Annotated in this window: 21 protein-coding genes; 14 read left to right on the forward strand and 7 right to left on the reverse strand. The window is 41.7% G+C overall.

The annotated features are described in order from the left end of the window. Window positions 1-11: 11 nt before the first annotated feature. Window positions 12-1268 carry a lipid IV(A) 3-deoxy-D-manno-octulosonic acid transferase gene (gene waaA / locus ACXAC4_RS03135; protein ID WP_475158978.1) on the reverse strand — a complete coding sequence of 419 codons (1257 nt, stop codon included), beginning with the start codon at window positions 1266-1268 and terminating at the stop codon, window positions 12-14. A gap of 153 nt (window positions 1269-1421) precedes the next feature. On the opposite strand from waaA, the gene ACXAC4_RS03140 reads away from it, so the two are divergent. From ACXAC4_RS03140 to hldE, 3 genes are read left to right on the forward strand one after another with little or no spacing between them, the layout of a single operon-like run. Beyond that, a complete protein-coding gene (locus ACXAC4_RS03140) occupies window positions 1422-2873 on the forward strand; it encodes a capsule assembly Wzi family protein (RefSeq protein ID WP_475158980.1) in 1452 nt (483 codons plus the stop codon). Window positions 2874-2926: 53 nt separating this feature from the next. Continuing rightward, the gene (locus tag ACXAC4_RS03145) at window positions 2927-3529 is read left to right on the forward strand and encodes a D-sedoheptulose-7-phosphate isomerase (protein ID WP_475158981.1); all 603 of its coding nucleotides are present in this window, start codon (window positions 2927-2929) and stop codon (window positions 3527-3529) included. Beyond that, entirely contained in the window at window positions 3529-4971 is a 1443-nt protein-coding gene (gene hldE / locus ACXAC4_RS03150) for a bifunctional D-glycero-beta-D-manno-heptose-7-phosphate kinase/D-glycero-beta-D-manno-heptose 1-phosphate adenylyltransferase HldE (protein WP_475158982.1), read from the forward strand. The genes ACXAC4_RS03145 and hldE overlap by 1 nt, the downstream gene beginning before the upstream one ends. 70 nt (window positions 4972-5041) lie before the next feature. On the opposite strand, the gene ACXAC4_RS03155 is transcribed toward hldE, so the two are convergent. Next, window positions 5042-5764, reverse strand: coding sequence for a 3-deoxy-D-manno-octulosonic acid kinase (locus ACXAC4_RS03155; RefSeq protein WP_475158984.1), 723 nt, complete (start codon window positions 5762-5764; stop codon window positions 5042-5044). A 145-nt stretch (window positions 5765-5909) separates the two neighbouring features. Between ACXAC4_RS03155 and ACXAC4_RS03160 the strand changes: the two genes are divergently transcribed. From ACXAC4_RS03160 to glpG, 6 genes are all read left to right on the forward strand, one after another. Then, window positions 5910-6962, forward strand: coding sequence for a glycosyltransferase family 9 protein (locus ACXAC4_RS03160; protein WP_475158986.1), 1053 nt, complete (start codon window positions 5910-5912; stop codon window positions 6960-6962). A gap of 39 nt (window positions 6963-7001) precedes the next feature. Further along, window positions 7002-7556, forward strand: a complete 555-nt coding sequence (gmhB, locus tag ACXAC4_RS03165; protein WP_130255892.1) for a D-glycero-beta-D-manno-heptose 1,7-bisphosphate 7-phosphatase — start codon at window positions 7002-7004, stop codon at window positions 7554-7556. A 163-nt stretch (window positions 7557-7719) separates the two neighbouring features. Next, a complete protein-coding gene (locus ACXAC4_RS03170; RefSeq protein ID WP_058028993.1) occupies window positions 7720-8916 on the forward strand; it encodes a glycine C-acetyltransferase in 1197 nt (398 codons plus the stop codon). Window positions 8917-9006: 90 nt separating this feature from the next. Beyond that, window positions 9007-10032, forward strand: coding sequence for an L-threonine 3-dehydrogenase (tdh, locus tag ACXAC4_RS03175; protein WP_058028994.1), 1026 nt, complete (start codon window positions 9007-9009; stop codon window positions 10030-10032). Between the two features lie 62 nt (window positions 10033-10094). Beyond that, complete coding sequence (gene glpE, locus ACXAC4_RS03180) at window positions 10095-10412, forward strand: thiosulfate sulfurtransferase GlpE (RefSeq protein ID WP_138484160.1); 318 nt, start codon at window positions 10095-10097, stop codon at window positions 10410-10412. Continuing rightward, entirely contained in the window at window positions 10409-11230 is an 822-nt protein-coding gene (glpG, locus tag ACXAC4_RS03185) for a rhomboid family intramembrane serine protease GlpG (RefSeq protein WP_475158989.1), read from the forward strand. Before glpE ends, glpG begins: the two co-directional genes overlap by 4 nt. Here glpG and ACXAC4_RS03190 read toward each other — a convergent pair. Continuing rightward, window positions 11227-11616 carry a flagellar basal body-associated protein FliL gene (locus tag ACXAC4_RS03190; RefSeq protein ID WP_405127328.1) on the reverse strand — a complete coding sequence of 130 codons (390 nt, stop codon included), beginning with the start codon at window positions 11614-11616 and terminating at the stop codon, window positions 11227-11229. The two genes, glpG and ACXAC4_RS03190, sit on opposite strands and share 4 nt — an antisense overlap. Before the next feature lie 240 nt (window positions 11617-11856). On the opposite strand from ACXAC4_RS03190, the gene ACXAC4_RS03195 reads away from it, so the two are divergent. Continuing rightward, a complete protein-coding gene (locus tag ACXAC4_RS03195) occupies window positions 11857-12381 on the forward strand; it encodes a chorismate--pyruvate lyase family protein (RefSeq protein WP_475158991.1) in 525 nt (174 codons plus the stop codon). After that, window positions 12371-13240: a 4-hydroxybenzoate octaprenyltransferase gene (gene ubiA, locus ACXAC4_RS03200; protein ID WP_475158992.1), complete on the forward strand. Its 870-nt coding sequence runs from the start codon at window positions 12371-12373 to the stop codon at window positions 13238-13240. Before ACXAC4_RS03195 ends, ubiA begins: the two co-directional genes overlap by 11 nt. A 59-nt stretch (window positions 13241-13299) precedes the next feature. Here ubiA and ACXAC4_RS03205 read toward each other — a convergent pair whose 3' ends face one another. The 3 genes from ACXAC4_RS03205 to ACXAC4_RS03215 form a co-directional block, all read right to left on the reverse strand. Next, window positions 13300-14193 carry a LysR family transcriptional regulator gene (locus ACXAC4_RS03205; protein ID WP_475158994.1) on the reverse strand — a complete coding sequence of 298 codons (894 nt, stop codon included), beginning with the start codon at window positions 14191-14193 and terminating at the stop codon, window positions 13300-13302. A gap of 109 nt (window positions 14194-14302) precedes the next feature. Then, window positions 14303-15832, reverse strand: a complete 1530-nt coding sequence (locus tag ACXAC4_RS03210; protein ID WP_475158996.1) for a DUF3369 domain-containing protein — start codon at window positions 15830-15832, stop codon at window positions 14303-14305. Between the two features lie 57 nt (window positions 15833-15889). After that, window positions 15890-16285: a DUF2721 domain-containing protein gene (locus ACXAC4_RS03215; protein ID WP_138484149.1), complete on the reverse strand. Its 396-nt coding sequence runs from the start codon at window positions 16283-16285 to the stop codon at window positions 15890-15892. A gap of 41 nt (window positions 16286-16326) precedes the next feature. Here ACXAC4_RS03215 and ACXAC4_RS03220 point away from each other — a divergent pair, with 41 nt between their 5' ends. From ACXAC4_RS03220 to tsaD, 3 genes are read left to right on the forward strand one after another with little or no spacing between them, the layout of a single operon-like run. Continuing rightward, on the forward strand, window positions 16327-16650 hold the full coding sequence (locus ACXAC4_RS03220; RefSeq protein ID WP_349287408.1) for a putative signal transducing protein: 324 nt from the start codon (window positions 16327-16329) through the stop codon (window positions 16648-16650). Continuing rightward, window positions 16643-17233, forward strand: coding sequence for a YjaG family protein (locus tag ACXAC4_RS03225; protein ID WP_349287409.1), 591 nt, complete (start codon window positions 16643-16645; stop codon window positions 17231-17233). Before ACXAC4_RS03220 ends, ACXAC4_RS03225 begins: the two co-directional genes overlap by 8 nt. Window positions 17234-17262: 29 nt before the next feature. Then, on the forward strand, window positions 17263-18276 hold the full coding sequence (gene tsaD, locus ACXAC4_RS03230; RefSeq protein WP_475164041.1) for a tRNA (adenosine(37)-N6)-threonylcarbamoyltransferase complex transferase subunit TsaD: 1014 nt from the start codon (window positions 17263-17265) through the stop codon (window positions 18274-18276). Between the two features lie 10 nt (window positions 18277-18286). Here tsaD and plsY read toward each other — a convergent pair whose 3' ends face one another. Next, window positions 18287-18874 (reverse strand): glycerol-3-phosphate 1-O-acyltransferase PlsY, encoded by a 588-nt coding sequence (plsY, locus tag ACXAC4_RS03235; protein WP_138484143.1) that lies wholly within the window; start codon window positions 18872-18874, stop codon window positions 18287-18289. Between the last annotated feature and the right edge of the window lie 20 nt (window positions 18875-18894).

An 18894-nucleotide genomic window follows, 5' to 3' on the forward strand; every position in this document is an offset into this window, starting at 1 on the left:
TGCTCGATAATTTAAGAAAGATGTGTGCTGATTAAGTTAACGGTTTTGGCTATCGCGCCCTGATTTTTTTGCAAGCAGGCAAGGGCGTTCGTTCCGAGTTCTGCACAATCACTTGGGTTGTTGAAAAGTCTATTTATTTGGTCCGCCAATTCGTTACTAGAATTTACGGTAATACAGCCTTGGTGCGCCCCTAAATCAGGGTAAATATGGGCAAAATTATAGACATGAGGGCCTACCAAAGTGCCTACTGAAAATGCTGCAGCCTCTAATGGGTTGTGACCGCCGCGTTCAATTAAACTGCCGCCAATGTAGGCAATGTTAGCACTGCCAAACAAGTATTTAAGTTCGCCTAAAGTATCAGCCAATAGAGCTTGGCTGTTCGGGTTAAACTCTCCTGAGCGCTTAGAAAACGACAAGTTCGAGTCTTTGAGAAGCTCTGCAACTTTGGCAAATTGCTCAGGGTGTCGAGGTGCAATAATCAGTAGCGCATCAGGATGGGTTTCAAGCACTTGCTGGTGGGCCGCCAGAACTTGTTCATGTTCACCTGGGTGGGTTGAGCCGGCAACCCAGATTTTGCTGCGATTGAAGCATTCTTTGAATTCAGCGACAGTCGCTTTGGCCTCTTCATCGACGTTAATGTCGAATTTAATTGAGCCAGTTACTGTGACTTTTTCTTTATTAAGCCCTAGCAGTAAGAAGCGTTTAGCATCTTCTTCGTTGTGACTCGCTAAAGTAGTTATATGGCTCATGATGTCATTGGCAAGGGGGAGTACTTTTTGATAACCCTGAAGTGACTTCTCTGACAGGCGAGCATTAACAACATTGACTGCAATCTTTTTCGCATGAGCTGCGGCAAATAAATTTGGCCAAAGCTCAGTTTCGAGTACTACAAGTTGCACGGGCGTTAATGTCTTAATAAAGCGTTTACTGGCACCCCAAAAATCGATAGGCAAATAGCAAAGCGGTGTATCGGGCAGGCTATTTTTTATTTGCGAACGGCCTGTAGGGGTATTGCAGGTAACGATAATCGCTTGCTTTGGGTTTTCAGCTTTGAACGCTTTTATAAGCGGTGCTGCAGCCAAGGCTTCACCGACAGAAGCACAGTGAAACACAACCGCTTTCTTAGGCAATTTTTTTAAACCAAACGCAAATCGCTCAGTAAAAAACTCTCGGTAGCCCGTATTTTTTTTGCCACGTATTACATAAAGATAAAACACAATGAGGGGGCTGAGTGCGTATAAAAACAATGAATATAAAAAGCGCGCCATAACCAACCGTTGTTATTGAAGTAAGTAAACAACGGCCATTTTAACCCGCTCAATCGCTTATGAAAACGAATTAACAAATTTAAACAGTTTAGGGTCGTGCTCCTGTTTATTGAATTTGTTACTATGGCAAGTTCATTAGAGAAGAATTGAATTATGAAGTTAAAGCTATTTTCAACCTTATTTGCTGCGGCTTTGGGTATCGCTGGTCAAGCGATGGCTGCGCCAACCGCGTATTTACCTCTAGGTAAGCACCCAGTACTCGAGCATCAAATCGACAGAATGTTTGCCATCTCAACAGGCACGCCAATGGCGAAGCCGTACCGCATTTATGATGTGCAAATTGCCTTAAGACAAATTAAACAATCCAATCCAGACCTGCACGCACAGATTTTATCTGGTATTCAGCCTTATATGAGCCGAGATGCAGTCACGCGCATGGGCGTAAAACTTAGAGCCGATTCTGGCGCTGAAGTAAAACTGGCCAACGATCGTAGTAACAGTTCAAATGAGTACGCTGAAGTGTCTTTTGATGGTATTTGGCGCGGTGGTGAGCATAGTTTAATGCAACTAGGTGCCGAGTATCGTGTTGAGCAAGGTAAGCTTGTAGCTTATAACAGCTTCTATGCGTTAGGTGGTGATAACTTACAGCTGAATTTAGGCTACAAAGAGCATTGGTTCTCGCCGTTTAAAACGTTTGCCCAAGTTTACTCTAATAACGCGCAAGCGCCTTTGTCTGTTTCATTGGGTTTAAACGCGCCATTACAGAATTGGTGGAACTTTGATTTTGAGCTTTTTTATTCAAAATTAGAGCATGTTGAAAAGGGCATTTTGTATCAAGATACTTTGCACAGTGGTACACCCAAAATAGTTGGTACTCATATTTCTTTTGAGCCAATTGATGGCTGGAAAGTCGGTTTTAACCGATTCTTTCAATTCGGTGGAGGTCCCAGAGGAACCTCTGCTACTGATGTTGTAAAAGCATTTTTTGATCCTGTCAATCAGGATAATTACACTAAAACCGGAGGAAAAGATGGTGAAACTGGAGACCAAATAGCCTCAATGACGAGTACCATAAGAACGGATTATTTATTGCCCATTGAGTGGTACTTTGAGTATGGAGGAGAGGATGCTAAAGAGCATAAAAATTATAAAATAGGTAACACTTCAGCTAACTTTGGAATATTTATTCCAAGTCTGCTTGATAAAGTCTCTTTGAGGTATGAATTTACCAACATGCACAGTAGGTGGTATGTACATCACATATATCCTAATACAGGTAATACTGTTAATGGCTCCGTAATTGGTCATTATGCGTCAGATTACCGTGTTTTCGGAAATGGTGTTCCAACTGATGTGCATACTCTAGAAGCAAAGCTTCTCACCACCTCTGCTTCCTTATGGAAGATGAAATACTCAACGGTTAGCAATAGTAGTAATTACCGGGATAAAGTAATGGAAACTACATTCACATATGAAACTTCACATGAGCTACAAATCAGTAATAACCGGGCCTATGATGACAAACGCTTAGAAACCACACTCACCTTAGGTAAAGACGTATTTGGTGAAAACTATACTTGGTTAGCGGTCAATGTATACTGGTAGGCCAGTGGTAAGACAATAGACTAATGACAACAGCGGGAAAAGTAGGAACGCATATGTCGCAAGATATTAAAAAAGACAACATGCTTGAAAACAGTTTTTTAGCAAGCCTTGAGCGCCACAGAGCGCTGTTTGCAACAGTAGATAAATACCAAAGTGAAGCGATGCAACTTTTAGCTGCTTGTCAAAAAGCGCTTAAGTCAGGTGGTAAAGTAATTTGGTGTGGTAATGGCGGCAGCGCGGCGGATGCACAGCATTTAGCGGCTGAGTTTGTTGTACGTTATAAATTAGAGCGTGGCCCTTTAGCGTCAATTGCCTTAACCACAGATACCTCTATTTTGACGGCACATTCAAACGACTATCACTTCGATACGGTTTTTGAACGCCAGATCCAAGCTTTATGTAAACCTGAAGATGTAGTAATCGGTTTAACGACGTCTGGTACAAGTCCAAACATTAATTTAGCACTTCAAGCTGCAAATGAGATTGGCGCATATACGGTCGCGTTAACTGGCCGTGAAGGTGGTTTAGTCAAAGATATTGCTAACCTTCCGATTATCATTGCCAATGATGAGACCGCGCGCATTCAAGAAGCACATATGTTTATCGGTCACTGGTTATGTGAAGCCATTGATTTAGCGATTGAGAAAGGCGAATAATGGATTTGAGTTATTTTCAAAAGTTATCACAAGCTAAAATTCTGGTCGTTGGCGATGTGATGCTCGACAGGTACTGGCATGGTGACACTGGTCGCATTTCACCAGAAGCGCCAGTGCCCGTTGTTAAAGTCAGCAAGCTTGAAGATAAGGCCGGTGGTGCAGCCAACGTAGCTAAGAATATTTCTTATTTAGATGGTCAAGTTAGCCTATTAGGCATTATTGGTAATGATGATAACGGCAGCTCACTACAAGCGTTATTGAAAAGCGAGAAAATTAACTCTCAGCTCATTACCCAAGATGATGCACCGACCATTGCTAAAATGCGTGTGATTAGCCGTCATCAGCAAGTTGTGCGTCTCGATTTAGAAGAAACCTTCCTTGAAGCACATTCAGAGTTGTTACTGAATAAACTTTCTGAGATTGTTGATGACTTTGATGTGGTAGTTTTCTCTGACTACAACAAGGGGTCATTAGCTAAAATCGGCGAGATGATTAAAGTGGCAAAAGCGGCTGGCAAAACCGTTTTAGTCGACCCTAAATCTAAACAGCTTGCCGATTATCGTGGTGCAGATTTTATTACTCCGAATCTTAATGAATACACAGCAGCGGGTGGCATTAAAGGAGATGAGCAAGTACTTGCTGATTGTGCGCGTAAGATTATTTCTGAATGTGGCATTGGCGCTATGTTACTGACTCGCTCTGAGCAGGGCATGTCTTTGATCACACCAAGTGAAAAACATGATTTTGCGGCGCAAGTATTAGAAGTCTCTGATGTAACCGGCGCAGGCGATACGGTAATTGCTACACTAGCTGTAATGCTTGGTACGGGCATGCCAGCCAAACAAGCGGTGGAAATTGCCAATGTAGCTGCGGGGTTAGTAGTTGCGAAATTGGGTGCTGCGACAGTGTCACCTGAAGAGCTATCTGCAAAGCTGACGCAATACCTACGTGAAACAGGTGAGCAATATCAAGCACCGACGCAAGAAATCTTGCATCATATTGAGCTTGCTCGTCAGCGCGGCGAGAAAATTGTCTTCACGAATGGCTGTTTTGATATTTTACACGCGGGCCACGTACGTTATTTGGCGCAGGCTAAAGCGCGAGGTGACAAGCTGGTTGTGGGTCTAAATAACGATGCTTCAATCAGTCGTTTGAAAGGCCCTGAGCGCCCAATTAATCCATTAGATGAACGTGCCACCGTAATTGGTGCACTCGCGTCAGTTGATTGGGTGATCCCATTTGGTGCAGTAGAAGAAAACGACACACCAGCTAAGCTTATCGAGCAAGTAAAGCCTGACGTATTAGTCAAAGGTGGTGATTACAAGGTTGAAGAAATCGCAGGTGCTGATTTTGTTCTTGCAAATGGCGGTACTGTTGAAGTGCTTGAATTTGTAAATGGTTGCTCAACTTCGAATGTGATTAAGAAAATTCAAAGTAATTAATCTACGAACAGTTTTTATTAAAAACCCAAGCTTGTGCTTGGGTTTTTCTTTTTTGCTTCAGGAAATTTAACTATATTGTAAGAAATGAACGATATAGCGCATAAAACTCATCCCACTCACTTTCTTGCCAATAAAATTCAGTATTTCGATTTAATTCTTTTATGAAAGAGCGTTTTAAACGCGCTATATTATTTTCAACGGTTTGTTGAGAGGGCTTGCGAATTTCGCCTCTATCAAAGTCGATTAGAAAAACCTTGCCATGCTTGTCAAACAAGATGTTATTGATGTTTAAGTCGGCGTGAAACACGCCCTTGTTATGAAAGCGTGCTAAGGTTTCTGCGGTTGCTTGCCACTCACTCTCAGTCAGAGGGGCTTGTTTTAGTTTGTCGAGCACACTTTGTGCGCTAGTAATGGCTTCTGTGATCAGATCGCCACGGTAAATAAGCCCGCTGCGCTGCACTTTTGCAGCAATCGGTTTTGATACCGGCAAGCCTAATTCTTCTAGTTGTGTCAGAAGTTGAAATTCTTGATAGGTGCGGGTATTTTCTAATCGGCTAAATAGATATTGATCTGATAAAACCTTACCCACTAAGCCGCCACGCCAATAGTGGCGCAACACGCCAATTTGTTCACCTAGGTTTAAAAAGTAAGTTTTCGCGCGGCCTTTTTTTTCACCTACGACTTTGTTTTGCTGTTGCCAATAGCTAGATTCGAACCAGTTTTCTTCAACGGGTAAATGTGAGTTATCGGGCAATAGAATATGTGTATTGGCAGAGGAATGAATGACGCGCATAGAATTCTAAATCAGTTTTTTGCTAAGTATATACTTAAAAGGGATCGGGATTCGAGATGTGTGGGCGTTTGCTTTAACAAGTTGGGCTAGATAATAAATTAAGTTAAACTGCTGACAACTATTTTTACAAGCATAAGAGACTGTTGTGGTTTTATCTTCAACTCCTAAAGATATTTGTATTTTACGTTTGTCGGCGATTGGTGATGTGTGTCATGCCGTGTCGGCCGTACAGGCTATTCAGCGTCATTACCCAGAGGCGAAAATCACTTGGGTGGTGGGCAAAATCGAGGCCATGTTATTACAAGATATGCCAGGAGTTGAGTTTGTTATCTTCGATAAAAAACAAGGAAAAACGGCATTTAAACAGTTAAAAGAGACCTTTAAAGGGCGTCAGTTTGATGTGCTACTGCACATGCAAGTGGCACTTCGCGCCAACCTTGCGGCTCGTTGCATTCCTGCCAAGGTAAAAGTAGGTTTTGATTGGCACCGTGCCAAAGAAGGGCACTTCTTATTTACCAATAAACGCATTGCAGCAGAAAAATCAGCGCACGTACTCGAGGGTTTTAGAGGGTTTGCTAAAGCCATTGGTGTGCCACATTATGAGCCAACTTGGCAAATGCCAGTAAGTGATAACGATAAGAACGTTGCTGCAGAGTTACTATCTGGGCTTGAAAATGTTTTAGTTATCTCCCCTGCAGCGAGTAAAGCGGAGCGTAATTGGTTGCCAGAGCGCTATGCCGAAACTGCCAAATATGCAAAGCAGAAAGGTTTTAATGTAGTGATCACAGGTGGTCCTACAGATATGGAGCGCCAACTGGCAGCAGACATTATCTCTTACTTAGATTTTGAAGTATTGAACTTGGTTGGCAAAACCACGTTGAAACAACTTGTGTGTGTATTAGAGCAAGCTAAATTGGTCATTGCTCCTGATACTGGTCCTGCGCACATGGCGGTTACCATGGGCACGCCTGTGATTGGTTTATATGCTCATTCAAATCCTGCACGCACAGGCCCTTATCTTTATCAAGACTATGTGGTTGAGGTATATCATAAAAACCTTCAAGCTCAGTTTAAGAAAAGTGCCGAACAATTACCTTGGGGTACGCGTGTTAAAGGCAAGACCCTGATGTCACAAATTAGCGTGGCAGACGTACAAGCTATGTTCGACCGAGTTTGCAAAGAGCAACACCTTATTTAACAGCCTTTATTCTTAAAACTAAACGAACTAGTAATTATCATGACAACGAAACAGAAAGCCGTTTTCCTCGATAGAGATGGGGTGATCAATCACGATCACGCTTATGTGCATAAAATTGAAGACTTTGAATTTATCGATGGGGTATTCGATGCTTGTCGTGATTTTATCGCTAAGGGTTATATTTTAATTGTGGTGACCAATCAATCGGGCATTGGCCGCGGTTATTATGATGAAGCACAATTTTATCAGCTGACCGAGTGGATGAAAGCACAATTTGCACAGCAGCAATGCCCAATAACTGAGGTGTATTTTTGTCCGCACCATCCTAAAAAGGCGTTACCTGAATATTTGCAAGACTGCGACTGTCGTAAGCCAAACCCTGGCATGTTGCAGCAAGGCATTGATACATTTGATATTGATGTGTCACAAAGCGTCATGATCGGCGATAAAGTATCAGATATTCAGGCCGCGCGCGCAGCCGGCGTGAAAACGGCTATTTTAGTCAATTCAGGACAAGCTTTTTCAGAACAAGATGCAGCAGAAGCAGATCAAGTTTGTGTTTCTATTAAAGAAACGGTTGCATTTGTCTCATAAACGTTTACATTCGCCTCAATTTTTGAACAATGGCTCCGTGCATTTATAGTGCGTAGCCCTTACAATACGCCTGTTTAAAATTATTGCGATAGTTAGGCGCAATGAACAGACAACAAAAACTGTGTGAAAACAGGCACACCGTGCAATTTATTGGAGACTCTACATGAGAGCATCGGCATTTTATAGTCAACTACAAGAGCAGCTTGAGCAGGTAAAAGCAGAAGGCTTATACAAAAGCGAGCGTATTATCACGTCTTCTCAGCAAGCTGAAATTGCAGTAGCAAGTGGTGACTCAGTAATTAACTTCTGTGCAAACAACTACCTAGGTTTAGCGAATCACCCAAGCTTAATTGAAGCCGCTAAGTCAGGCTTAGATGCCCATGGCTTTGGTGTAGCGTCAGTACGTTTTATTTGTGGTACACAAGACATCCATAAAACACTAGAAGCAAAAGTCAGTGAGTTCTTACAGACTGAAGATACTATTCTTTACTCTTCTTGTTTTGATGCAAATGCGGGTTTATTCGAAACAATTTTAGGTCCAGAAGATGCGATCATCTCTGATGCCTTAAACCACGCGTCAATCATTGATGGTGTGCGTTTATGTAAAGCGAAGCGTTTCCGCTACGCAAACAACGACATGGCAGCACTTGAAGAGCAACTCATTGCCGCAACTGAAGCGGGCGCGAAAACAAAACTAATTGCGACTGATGGCGTGTTCTCTATGGACGGCGTTATTTGTAACTTAGAAGCCGTATGTGATTTAGCTGATAAGTACGATGCACTAGTAATGGTTGATGACTCTCACGCTGTAGGCTTTGTGGGTGAAAACGGTCGTGGTACACACGAATACTGCAACGTGATTGACCGTGTTGATATCATCACAGGTACTTTAGGTAAAGCACTCGGTGGTGCGTCAGGTGGTTACACGTCTGGTAAGAAAGAAGTGATTGATTGGCTACGTCAGCGCTCTCGTCCTTATTTATTCTCAAACTCTTTAGCGCCTTCAATCGTAACAGCATCAATTGCTGTACTTGATATGCTTAAAGACGGTAAAGCACTACGTGATCAACTTTGGGAAAATGCAGCTTACTTCCGTGAAAACATGGAAGCTGCTGGTTTCACTTGTGCAGGTAAAGATCACGCAATTATCCCTGTAATGCTTGGTGATGCGAAAGTGGCTGCAGCGATGGCTGACAAGTTATTAGCTGAAGGTATCTATGTAACAGGCTTCTCATTCCCTGTTGTGCCAAAAGGCCAAGCACGTATTCGTACGCAAATTTCAGCGGCGCATACGAAAGCACAGCTAGATAAAGCAATTGATGCCTTTACCCGTATTGGTAAAGAGCTAGGTATCATCTAAATTTATTAAATAGCAATATGCTTATTAATACTGAAATTCGCCAAATCATAAGTATGATCTGGCGAATTGTTTTTTGCTTGGGACGTAACAATGAAAGCATTATCGAAATTAAAAGCTGAACCTGGGATTTGGATGACAGATGCACCAAAACCAGAGGTTGGGCACAATGACTTATTAATTAAGATCCGTAAAACTGCGATTTGTGGTACAGACGTTCATATCTATAAGTGGGATGAGTGGGCGCAAAACACCATTCCTACCCCTATGGTTGTGGGTCATGAGTATGTCGGTGAAGTGGTTGGCATGGGTCAAGAAGTACGAGGCTTTGAGCTTGGTGATCGCGTATCTGGTGAAGGCCATATTACTTGTGGTCATTGTCGTAACTGTCGTGCAGGTCGCGTTCATTTATGTCGTAACACCATTGGTGTGGGGGTAAACCGAGAAGGCTCATTTGCTGAGTACCTAGTTATTCCAGCTTATAACGCATTTAAGATCCCTGATAACATTTCTGATGAGCTAGCTTCAATCTTTGACCCATTCGGTAATGCAGTACACACAGCACTGTCATTCGATCTAGTAGGCGAAGATGTATTGATCACAGGTGCAGGCCCAATTGGGATTATGGCTGCAGCTGTGGCGAAGCACGTAGGTGCACGCCATGTGGTAATTACTGATGTGAACGAATACCGTCTAGAGCTTGCGCGTAAGATGGGCGCGACACGTGCTGTTAACGTGGCAGAAGAAAAGCTTGAAGATGTGATGGCTGAGCTTGGCATGACAGAAGGCTTTGACATAGGTCTTGAAATGTCAGGTGTGCCAGTGGCGTTTAACTCTATGTTAAACAACATGAATCACGGTGGTAAGATTGCCATGTTGGGTATTCCACCATCAGATATGGCGGTTGATTGGAACCAAGTTATTTTCAAAGGTTTAGTGATCAAAGGTATTTATGGTCGTGAGATGTTTGAAACTTGGTATAAGATGGCAAGCCTTATCCAGTCTGGTTTAAATCTTGACCCTATCATCACACACCAGTTCCATATTGATGAGTTCCAAACTGGTTTCGATACCATGATCTCTGGTCAATCAGGTAAAGTGATCTTAAACTGGGACTAATGAAATAACATTTGTTTCAAAGGCGGCAAATGTCGCCTTTTTGTTTTTTTGAGAAGTAATTTATGCCGTTTAAACATATTTCAGTTGCGCAAACTAAAGCGCTTATGCAAAGCGATGATGTCGTTATTGCCGATATTCGTGATCCAAATGCATTTGCTGCTGGCCACATACCTGGCGCCATTCATTTATCAAATGCAAACATCGGCCAATTTATGGTTGAAAAAGACTATGAGCAGCCAATCGTGGTGGTTTGTTACCATGGAGTGAGTTCACAAGGTGCTGCTAATTATCTTATTGAACAAGGCTTTGAAGACGTGTATAGCATGGACGGTGGTTTTACGCAGTGGGCGCTTGAGCAACCAGAGTCTGTGAGCCAATGATTTTATTAGGTCAACACTCAGAGCCTAGAGCCTTGCAAGGCGCAGCTGACTATTTTAAAAGTCAGGGTATCAAGGTTAAGTTGACCTATTTAGACAACCGCACTGCACAAGTGTGGGTACCTGAACAAGATGTTGAACGTGCAACGCTGCTGTGGCAAGAGTTCCTAACTGATCCCTATCATGAACGCTATTTAGCGGCGTCATGGCAAACAGGTGATACCCAAGTAAAGTTTAACTACATAGGTAAAGATTTAAATTTGGCGCAGCGTTTTGTCGGGCTTCACTGGTTTTTAAAGCTTACGTTTATTGTTTGTATCTCGGTTTTTGCCAGCTTCTTCTTGGTACAAAACCCGCAATCATGGTTAAATAAATTACTGTTTAGTCCCAGTGAGCCATTATCATGGCTGACCCCTGCCATTATTCATTTTGGTGCATTACATCTTATTTTTAACCTGAGCTGGTGGCTGTATTTAGGCAATAAAATAGTTAAGCAAGCGGGTAGTTCGAGCTTATTCTTGTTGTTTTTTATTTCTGCATTAGTGAGTAATTGGGCGCAGTATTTATTAGTCGATAATCGCTTTGGTGGATTAAGTGGGGTGGTATACGCCTTACTTGGTTTTGCGTGGATCTACAGCTCAAAATTGCCAGAAGAAAAGCAGCTAATTACTAAACCTGTCGTCGGTTTTATGCTGTTGTGGATGGTGTTAGGGTTCGCTGATGTATTATTTATTAGTATGGCGAACTGGGCGCACTTATTTGGCTTATTAAGTGGAGTGGCAATTGCTGCATTACAACTGCCAAAATCAAAAAGAGGTTAGTGGTAAAGGTACTTAGTAAATAATACTTCGCGAATAATCTCTTCACCGGTTTCATCTTTAAGTAGTTTCTTTAACTTCTCAGCACAACGCTGACGTATCTCTTCTCGACCCGTTAATGACTTTATAGTTTCTTCAGGCTCTTTACTTAAGATTTGCACTATTGCATCACGAAGCAGTGGCGTATGGTGTTCTACAATAGCAATATTCTTCACATCATTGAGCATTAAATCTACGGTGACGCGAATATAACCGAGCTTTTTATTAGATTGTCCAATGTAGTTGGTGATGATATCAGGTTCAAAACCAAAATAACCCACATTTGCTTCTGCTCGAACTGATGTACTACTAAATGTCAGTAGTAATAATGCAAATAGGCTTGAGAGCATTTTCATAGTGGGTGAAGTTCCTGTTATATAACTGTCTTTGAAAGCGATTGTAACTGTATTTTAAAAAAAATTATACTCTGTTGAGTGTGTTACAAGTATAGAAAGTGACTAAAAATTTGCCGATTATTTTAGCTAAGGGTTACGCTTTTTCCACCAAGTAATAAAAAGCAAAGACTGAACTTTGTTGGCGAACTGAGCAATGTTATGATGTCTCGGTTGTAATCTGGGTTAGATATTATTTTGTTAAAGCATCCTCTTTCTATCGATTTTTCATGGCAAAGTTCACTCTCTGAGCTTTCTGTACCTGCTGCTTTAAAGCCTGTGTTAAGTGACACAGGCTCTCTCACTGCACGTTTAAAGCAAAAAAGTGCTGATTTCAAAGTGGTTGTTTTGAACGAACAGCCAATTTCAGCAAAATTATTGGGAGATACAGTCCATGATTATATTTGTCGTGAAGTTTTATTATATTGCGATGAGGTTGTTCAAGTTTATGCTCAGAGCTGGATCTCCATTCCTGCCTGTGAAAAAGGTGTAGAACAGCTAGGAGAAACCCCGTTAGGCGAGGTATTGTTTCAAAATGAGCGCTGGCAGCGTTCCGAATTAGAGATGGCTGAAGTAGAGTCTCGTGAAGAGCTAGCTCAATTGTTGAATAGGAACGAAATTACCCGTATGCCAATTTTTGCCAGAAGACGTATCTTTTCACAATCTGAGGCCCATGTGATGGTGTGTGAAGTATTTTTACCTGAGGTATTAGATGCAGCTTGAAGCCCTAAAATGGCAAAATTTTAATGCCTATAAGCAATTAATGCGCACCGATAAACCAATTGGCACCTTATTGTTGTTGTGGCCTACTTACTGGGCGTTATGGTTAGCAAATGATGGGCTGCCGAGCTGGGATCTTTTACTTGTGTTTTCGCTTGGTGTGTTTGTGATGCGCAGCGCTGGGTGCGTCATTAATGACTTTGCAGATAGAAAGATTGATGGTTCGGTAAAGCGTACAGCTAACCGTCCGCTTGCTACAGGAAAAGTTTTAGCGGGGGAAGCGTTAAGTCTGTTTGCATTATTGATCGTTGTTGCGTTTTCTTTGGTATTGGCGTTGAATTGGCAAACCATCGCGTTGTCGTTTGGAGCACTTGCACTGGCTGCTTGCTATCCGTTTATGAAGCGTTATACAAATTTACCTCAAGTTGTGCTTGGCGCCGCTTTTAGTTGGGCGATCCCAATGGCATTTATGGCCTCGCAGCAACAAGTTCCAATAATTGCATGGTGGCTATTTGCTGCAAATTTAATTTGGACTGTGGCGTATGACACTATGTATGCCATGGTCGACAGGGACGATGACTTAAAGCTAGGTGTGAAGTCGACGGCTGTGTTATTTGGTCAATATGATAGGCACATCGTTGCGGTACTGAACATCATATTTTTAGTAATAATGATCTTAATCTACCAAGCTGTCGAAGCGACGTTTTGGGCTTATTTGGGTCTCGCATTTGCTGCTTGTTTGCTGTTTTATCAACAAAAATTAATCCACGGTAGAAACAGAGAAAAATGCTTTAAAGCGTTTTTAAATAATCACTATGTGGGGATGTTGGTATTTTTGGGGTTGGCGCTTTCTTTTTGGTAGTGCAAAACTCTAGACATAAAAAAACCTGCTTAACGCAGGTTTTTCTTTCTAAATACAGCTTAAACATTCATAGTTTGTCTTTGTTCAAACTTCTCAATCAAACTAACTAGTTCTTTAATGTTAGCGTCTTCACTGAGTGTGTGGTTTGTTCTAACCAAAACTTGCTCGGTCGGTAGATCTTTATTTGTTTTGATCAAAACAACCTCAGGATCTTGAGCAACTAACTTAGAATGTTCAATACCAGCAATGGCAAATAAATCGCTATTTTTTATATTACTAAGCACTTCATTGATGTTGCCAACTCGCATCGACGTCACTTTATTAAAGCTATCAGCTGTTTCGTTGACCATGTGCTGTACTTGCCTTGACTGAGAAAGGCAGCCAAACATAGGGTAACTCATCAGATCTTGTCTAGTGACTGAGTCTTTCTGAAGCAGAGGGTGGTTTTTCGCAACGAACATGATGAGTTGATCAGGAATATAGATATCTGAGCTTGCTAATTCAGAGGAGTGCATACATACACTGATATCGATTTCTCCAAGCTGAAGCTTGTTCGTTAGCTCGGTTTCGTCGAGCATTTGCATTTCTACTTTAACGCTTGGATGGTGTGCTAAAAATTGCCCACAAACAACAGGCACAACACTGCTCATTTGTTGTGTATAACCAATAACCAGTTTATCTTGATCATTACCAAATAAACTCTGTTTTATATTCTTTTTGGCATTTTCAAGCTCGTTTAAAGTTGCTTTACAGTACGTGAGGAAAAGCTCACCTTGTTCAGTAAGACGAACAGAGCGTGTAGAACGTTTTACTAACTCACAACCAATCTCATCTTCAAGAGTTTGGATGCTACGGGTGAGGGCTGAAGTACTTATATTCGTCTGTTCAGCGGCTTGGCGAAAATGTCTTAAATTGCCTAGAGCAACAAATTGCTCAAGTTGTTCAAATCTCATTTGAAATTCCTTTTAATTTCAACGGTTCTTTTAGAACTGTGTATTTACCCAATAGTAATACAAAATGCAATAAGGGTGAAATACTTTTTTACATTAAAATTACAAACAGCTAGTCTGGATAGCTATCTCTAATAAAAATAAACTCATCTAGGTTATTTATAAATAAATCAACGAGTTTGGGGTCAAAATGTTTACCTTTTTCAGATTGTATCAGTGAAATAACTTTTTCTAAAGGCCAAGCTGATTTATAGCATCGATCGCTGCCTAAAGCATCAAATACATCAGCCAATGCGGTAATACGGCCGACAATGTCTATTTGCTCACCTTCTAAGCCTTGTGGGTAACCACTGCCATCCCATTTTTCATGATGATGGTAGGCGATTATTGCACCGCATTTGAGAATTTCATTACTTGAATTATGGAGGATCTCGTACCCTACTTTTGCATGTGTCTGCATAATCTCCCATTCTTTGTCATCGAGTTTCCCGGGTTTATTTAAAATACTGTCGGGAATGCTTATCTTTCCGATGTCATGTAAAGGTGATGCTAGCTTGATGATTTCAGATTGGTATTCATTTAAGCCATAAAGCTTGGCAAGTAGTTGACTGTAATTGGCAACACGTTTGACATGTGAGCCTGTTTCTTTAGAGCGTTTCTCTACTGCTTCACCTAGAATATAAGACAACTCTTTTTGAGACTCTTTAACTGTTTCTCGTAATCTAATATTGTCATAGGCCATCGCAATATTGTTGGCAAAAAAAGCCAATAATTGTCTATCTGTTTGTTGTAGTGCTGAATCTTTACTGACATACAGCATGGTCTCGCTGCCTTCTTGTGAAGGGAAATAACCAATATATTCAAACTCAGTTTGATGCGAGTGCTTTTTGTTATGGGTTTCCATAAACAGCTGTTTCACATTGTGTGGGATCGCTTCTGTATTTGGTTCAACCCCTTCGCCCGATGCAGCGAGTAACCTGAAATGTTCAGCTTGTGCATCTTGGCTGTTTACAGCCGCGGCACAGTAGATATCACTTGAAGAGATCCCCATAACGTCTGAAACATGGGAAAGAATTGTTGAGGCGAACTCTCGAACACTATTACACCTTAAAAATGATCCCGAAGCGTCTATAATGCGCTCAAGTCCTGCCTTATGCTTACCGATTGTTTGAATGTCACGGTGGGAACGAAGTGCGGAGTAGAGCAGGGTCTTCAGCTTAACCGCGGTTAACTCAGTTTTGTTTTTATAATCATTGATATCGTAATCACGAATCACTGCTTCTTCAGGTGCTTCGCCTGGTTGGCCTGTTCTTAATATGAGGCGGATGTCATGATTGCCGATATCTTGGCGAATGTATTTTACCAGGTCTAAACCTGCATGATTGCTTTCCATGACAACATCAATCAAGCCAACGGATATGTTCTCTTGTTGGTTTAATAAATCCATTGCTTCTTTTGCAGAATAGGCGTGATGAAACCTCAGTGCTTTATCTTCAAACTCAAAGCCTGATAACACTAGCTTAGTTACTTGATGAATATCTTCTTCATCATCAACAACAAGTACATCCCAATAATCTTCATTATTACTGGTTGACTCATGTTCTTGATTTAAATTTTCGTCAGAAAATAGGAAATTATCCACACTTCATCCTAGCCATACTCACTCAGAGTGAGTATAGACAGGAAAAGTCGAGCTTGCTTAATCGGTGGGTTTTTTTTCTATATTTTGCAATTCTATTTCAATGGCATCACAAGAAATATGTATTTCGTAGAGTGAAATAATCAAAGATAAAGTCAAACAACACAAACTCACACCAAATAAGATAATGCCAGGTAATTGCTGCTCAATAAACAAACTAAACATAGAGAGTGTACAGAGTAAAAAAGAAAAAACGCCCCAGACCTGCATGGCACGAATTAACTTTATACGCTTTTTTAAATTGTCTATTTGTGCCAAAACAACGGGTCGATTGGTTTTTCCTTCTCGTGCATTGAGCTCTCTAATTAATTGCGCTAGCACTAAAAAGCGATTGGTATAAGCTAATAGTAATAATGAAATGGCAGGAAATAACAGTGCAGGTGTTGTAAGTGTCATTGCAGTCTTAACGTTTTAGGTCTTTTCAAAGAAAGTTTATTATGACAGATAATTCTTGGCAGTGGTGTGAAGTTTTTACCTCCGATAATGTGATTGAAGCCCATTTGGTAAAAGGGCTATTAAAGCAGGCAAATATAGATGTATTACTCAAAGGGGAGGCTTTACAAGGTGCGCTTGGAGAAATTCCTCTAGATCAGGCAAAAGTTTCTGTGTGGGTTTACAAGATAAAATTGCACCAAGCGCAGGAATTATTGGTAAACTACCAACAACAAGAAAAAGACACTGAATGGCAATGTCCAGAGTGTGACGAATTTAACGGGCCAGCGTTTCAAGCATGCTGGCAATGTGGAAAAGATTATGAGTAAAGCGAATAACTTTCAGCGAATTAGAGAGTTAAATTATTTACAAAAGGCCGTGCTGGCTGCTGCTGTGTTAGAACGTATGCTGCCTAACTACGAATTGTTCAGCGAGGCCACAGAATTTGGCGACGCCAGTACGTTACGCAGTGCGTTAAATGTGTGTTGGGAAAAAATCCTATTACCAAAAAGCAAGATTAGCTTAGAGAAACAAGTTGAGAAAATAGAACCGAATGTACCAGAATTAAACGATTATCCAATGTTTGGTACGTATCCGGCCATAGATGCTGCAACTGCTTTACTTGGTTTAATTCATGGTCTTATGGCCAAAGATGAGCATGAGTTTGTGAGCGTTGCGAAAATCTCGCAAGCAACGGTTGCGCGTTATGTCGAGCTATTGATCGAAAGCGAAGGACTAGAGCCTGAAAACAAACTGGTTCGTGAACACCCCTACATGCAGTATGAGATTGATGTGTTAAGTGAGTTAATTGAATTTGTAGAGAATATGGGTCGTATCAGCAGTGACAGTGTGAAAGCGCTTAAACAACAGGCTGTCGCTGATGGGCAAACTAATATCGGCATTGCAATTTAGCGTAAAGATTAAAAACTGGAGAATTATTGATGCGCATTTTAGGCATTGAATCATCTTGTGACGAGACGGGAATTGCAATTTACGATGATGAACAGGGGTTACTAGCTCATAAGCTTTACAGCCAAGTAAAAGTGCATGCTGACTACGGCGGTGTTGTACCAGAGCTGGCTTCTCGAGATCATGTCCGCAAAACCATTCCACTGATAGATGAAGCTTTTAAAGAAGCAGATTGTGGCCCAGAAGACATCGATGGTGTTGCTTATACTGCAGGTCCTGGATTGGTTGGTGCTTTACTGGTCGGTACTTCAATTGGTCGCTCTTTGGCATTTGCATGGGATAAGCCTGCTGTAGCAGTGCATCATATGGAAGGCCATTTATTAGCGCCTATGCTTGAAGACGAGCAACCAGAGTTTCCATTTGTTGCTTTACTTGTCTCTGGCGGCCATACCATGATGGTGAAAGTGGCAGGTATCGGTGAATATGAAGTGCTAGGTGAGTCAGTTGATGATGCCGCAGGTGAGGCATTTGATAAGACTGCTAAATTATTAGGTTTAGACTATCCTGGCGGTCCGCTACTGGCAAAAATGGCCGAGCAGGGGACGCCTGGACGTTTTACTTTTCCGCGACCTATGACAGATAAACCAGGCTTAGATTTTAGTTTTAGTGGTTTAAAAACGGCAGCAGCCAACACCATTCGTAGCGAAGGTGATGATGAACAGACTAAAGCTGATATTGCCCATGCATTCCAAACCGCTGTAATCGATACACTAGCGATTAAGTGTAAACGCGCCCTCAAAGAAACGGGCATTAAACGTTTAGTCATTGCAGGCGGTGTGAGTGCAAACACTGAACTGCGCCAAAAGCTTGAGCGCATGATGCAAGGTATGAAAGGGCAGGTGTTTTATCCACGTACTGAGTTCTGCACTGATAATGGCGCGATGATTGCTTTTGCAGGTATGCAGAGATTAAAAGCTAAGCAATACGCAACGTTAGACATGAAAACTCAGCCGCGTTGGCCGATTGAAAGCTTACCAGCGCTATAAGATTTTAAAACTAAGCTTTCTTCTTACCTATTTTTGGCTCTTTCCCTTGAAGGAGCCTTTTTATATTGGCGCGATGACGAAAGATAATCAGCACAGTTAAAAAGCTCACTGGCACAGTATAAAGTGGTTTGATCAGCCAAGTATAAAACGGAGCCAGAGCAACGGTAACAATCGCGCCTAGCGATGAATATCGAGTGAGCCAAACCACAATAGCCCACGTTGCAATCAACAGTCCACCTAAACTTAACCCAATAGGTAATAAAGCGCCAAATGCAGTAGCAACGGCTTTTCCCCCATTAAAATGAAAGAAAACCGGATAGATGTGACCAAGGCAAGCGGCGACAGCAATCGCGCCCAACCAGTTTGGCTCTACACCTAAAAAGTAAGCGCCCCAAACAGGAATTGTACCTTTCAAGATGTCGAAGGTGAGTACTAAAGCGGCAGGAAGTTTTCCGCCTAAACGCAGCACATTGGTTGCGCCTGGATTATTTGAGCCAGAAAAGCGAGGGTCGGGTAATTTGAATAACTGACACACGAGCACTGCAGACGATACAGAGCCAATTAAATAGGCACATATGCAGATTAACGTAATTAACACAGGTTTCCTTATTTTGTCTT

This window comes from Pseudoalteromonas sp. AWM4_233 (assembly GCF_056158285.1).

Bases quoted from the DNA above. Each gene is read 5' to 3' on its own strand.
- waaA (WP_475158978.1), bottom strand. From the start codon at position 1,268: ATGGCGCGCTTTTTATATTCATTGTTTTTATACGCACTCAGCCCCCTC.
- ACXAC4_RS03140 (WP_475158980.1), top strand. From the start codon at position 1,422: ATGAAGTTAAAGCTATTTTCAACCTTATTTGCTGCGGCTTTGGGTATC.
- ACXAC4_RS03145 (WP_475158981.1), top strand. From the start codon at position 2,927: ATGTCGCAAGATATTAAAAAAGACAACATGCTTGAAAACAGTTTTTTA.
- hldE (WP_475158982.1), top strand. From the start codon at position 3,529: ATGGATTTGAGTTATTTTCAAAAGTTATCACAAGCTAAAATTCTGGTC.
- ACXAC4_RS03155 (WP_475158984.1), bottom strand. From the start codon at position 5,764: ATGCGCGTCATTCATTCCTCTGCCAATACACATATTCTATTGCCCGAT.
- gmhB (WP_130255892.1), top strand. From the start codon at position 7,002: ATGACAACGAAACAGAAAGCCGTTTTCCTCGATAGAGATGGGGTGATC.
- ACXAC4_RS03170 (WP_058028993.1), top strand. From the start codon at position 7,720: ATGAGAGCATCGGCATTTTATAGTCAACTACAAGAGCAGCTTGAGCAG.
- tdh (WP_058028994.1), top strand. From the start codon at position 9,007: ATGAAAGCATTATCGAAATTAAAAGCTGAACCTGGGATTTGGATGACA.
- glpE (WP_138484160.1), top strand. From the start codon at position 10,095: ATGCCGTTTAAACATATTTCAGTTGCGCAAACTAAAGCGCTTATGCAA.
- glpG (WP_475158989.1), top strand. From the start codon at position 10,409: ATGATTTTATTAGGTCAACACTCAGAGCCTAGAGCCTTGCAAGGCGCA.
- ACXAC4_RS03190 (WP_405127328.1), bottom strand. From the start codon at position 11,616: ATGCTCTCAAGCCTATTTGCATTATTACTACTGACATTTAGTAGTACA.
- ubiA (WP_475158992.1), top strand. From the start codon at position 12,371: ATGCAGCTTGAAGCCCTAAAATGGCAAAATTTTAATGCCTATAAGCAA.
- ACXAC4_RS03205 (WP_475158994.1), bottom strand. From the start codon at position 14,193: ATGAGATTTGAACAACTTGAGCAATTTGTTGCTCTAGGCAATTTAAGA.
- ACXAC4_RS03215 (WP_138484149.1), bottom strand. From the start codon at position 16,285: ATGACACTTACAACACCTGCACTGTTATTTCCTGCCATTTCATTATTA.
- ACXAC4_RS03220 (WP_349287408.1), top strand. From the start codon at position 16,327: ATGACAGATAATTCTTGGCAGTGGTGTGAAGTTTTTACCTCCGATAAT.
- ACXAC4_RS03225 (WP_349287409.1), top strand. From the start codon at position 16,643: ATGAGTAAAGCGAATAACTTTCAGCGAATTAGAGAGTTAAATTATTTA.
- tsaD (WP_475164041.1), top strand. From the start codon at position 17,263: ATGCGCATTTTAGGCATTGAATCATCTTGTGACGAGACGGGAATTGCA.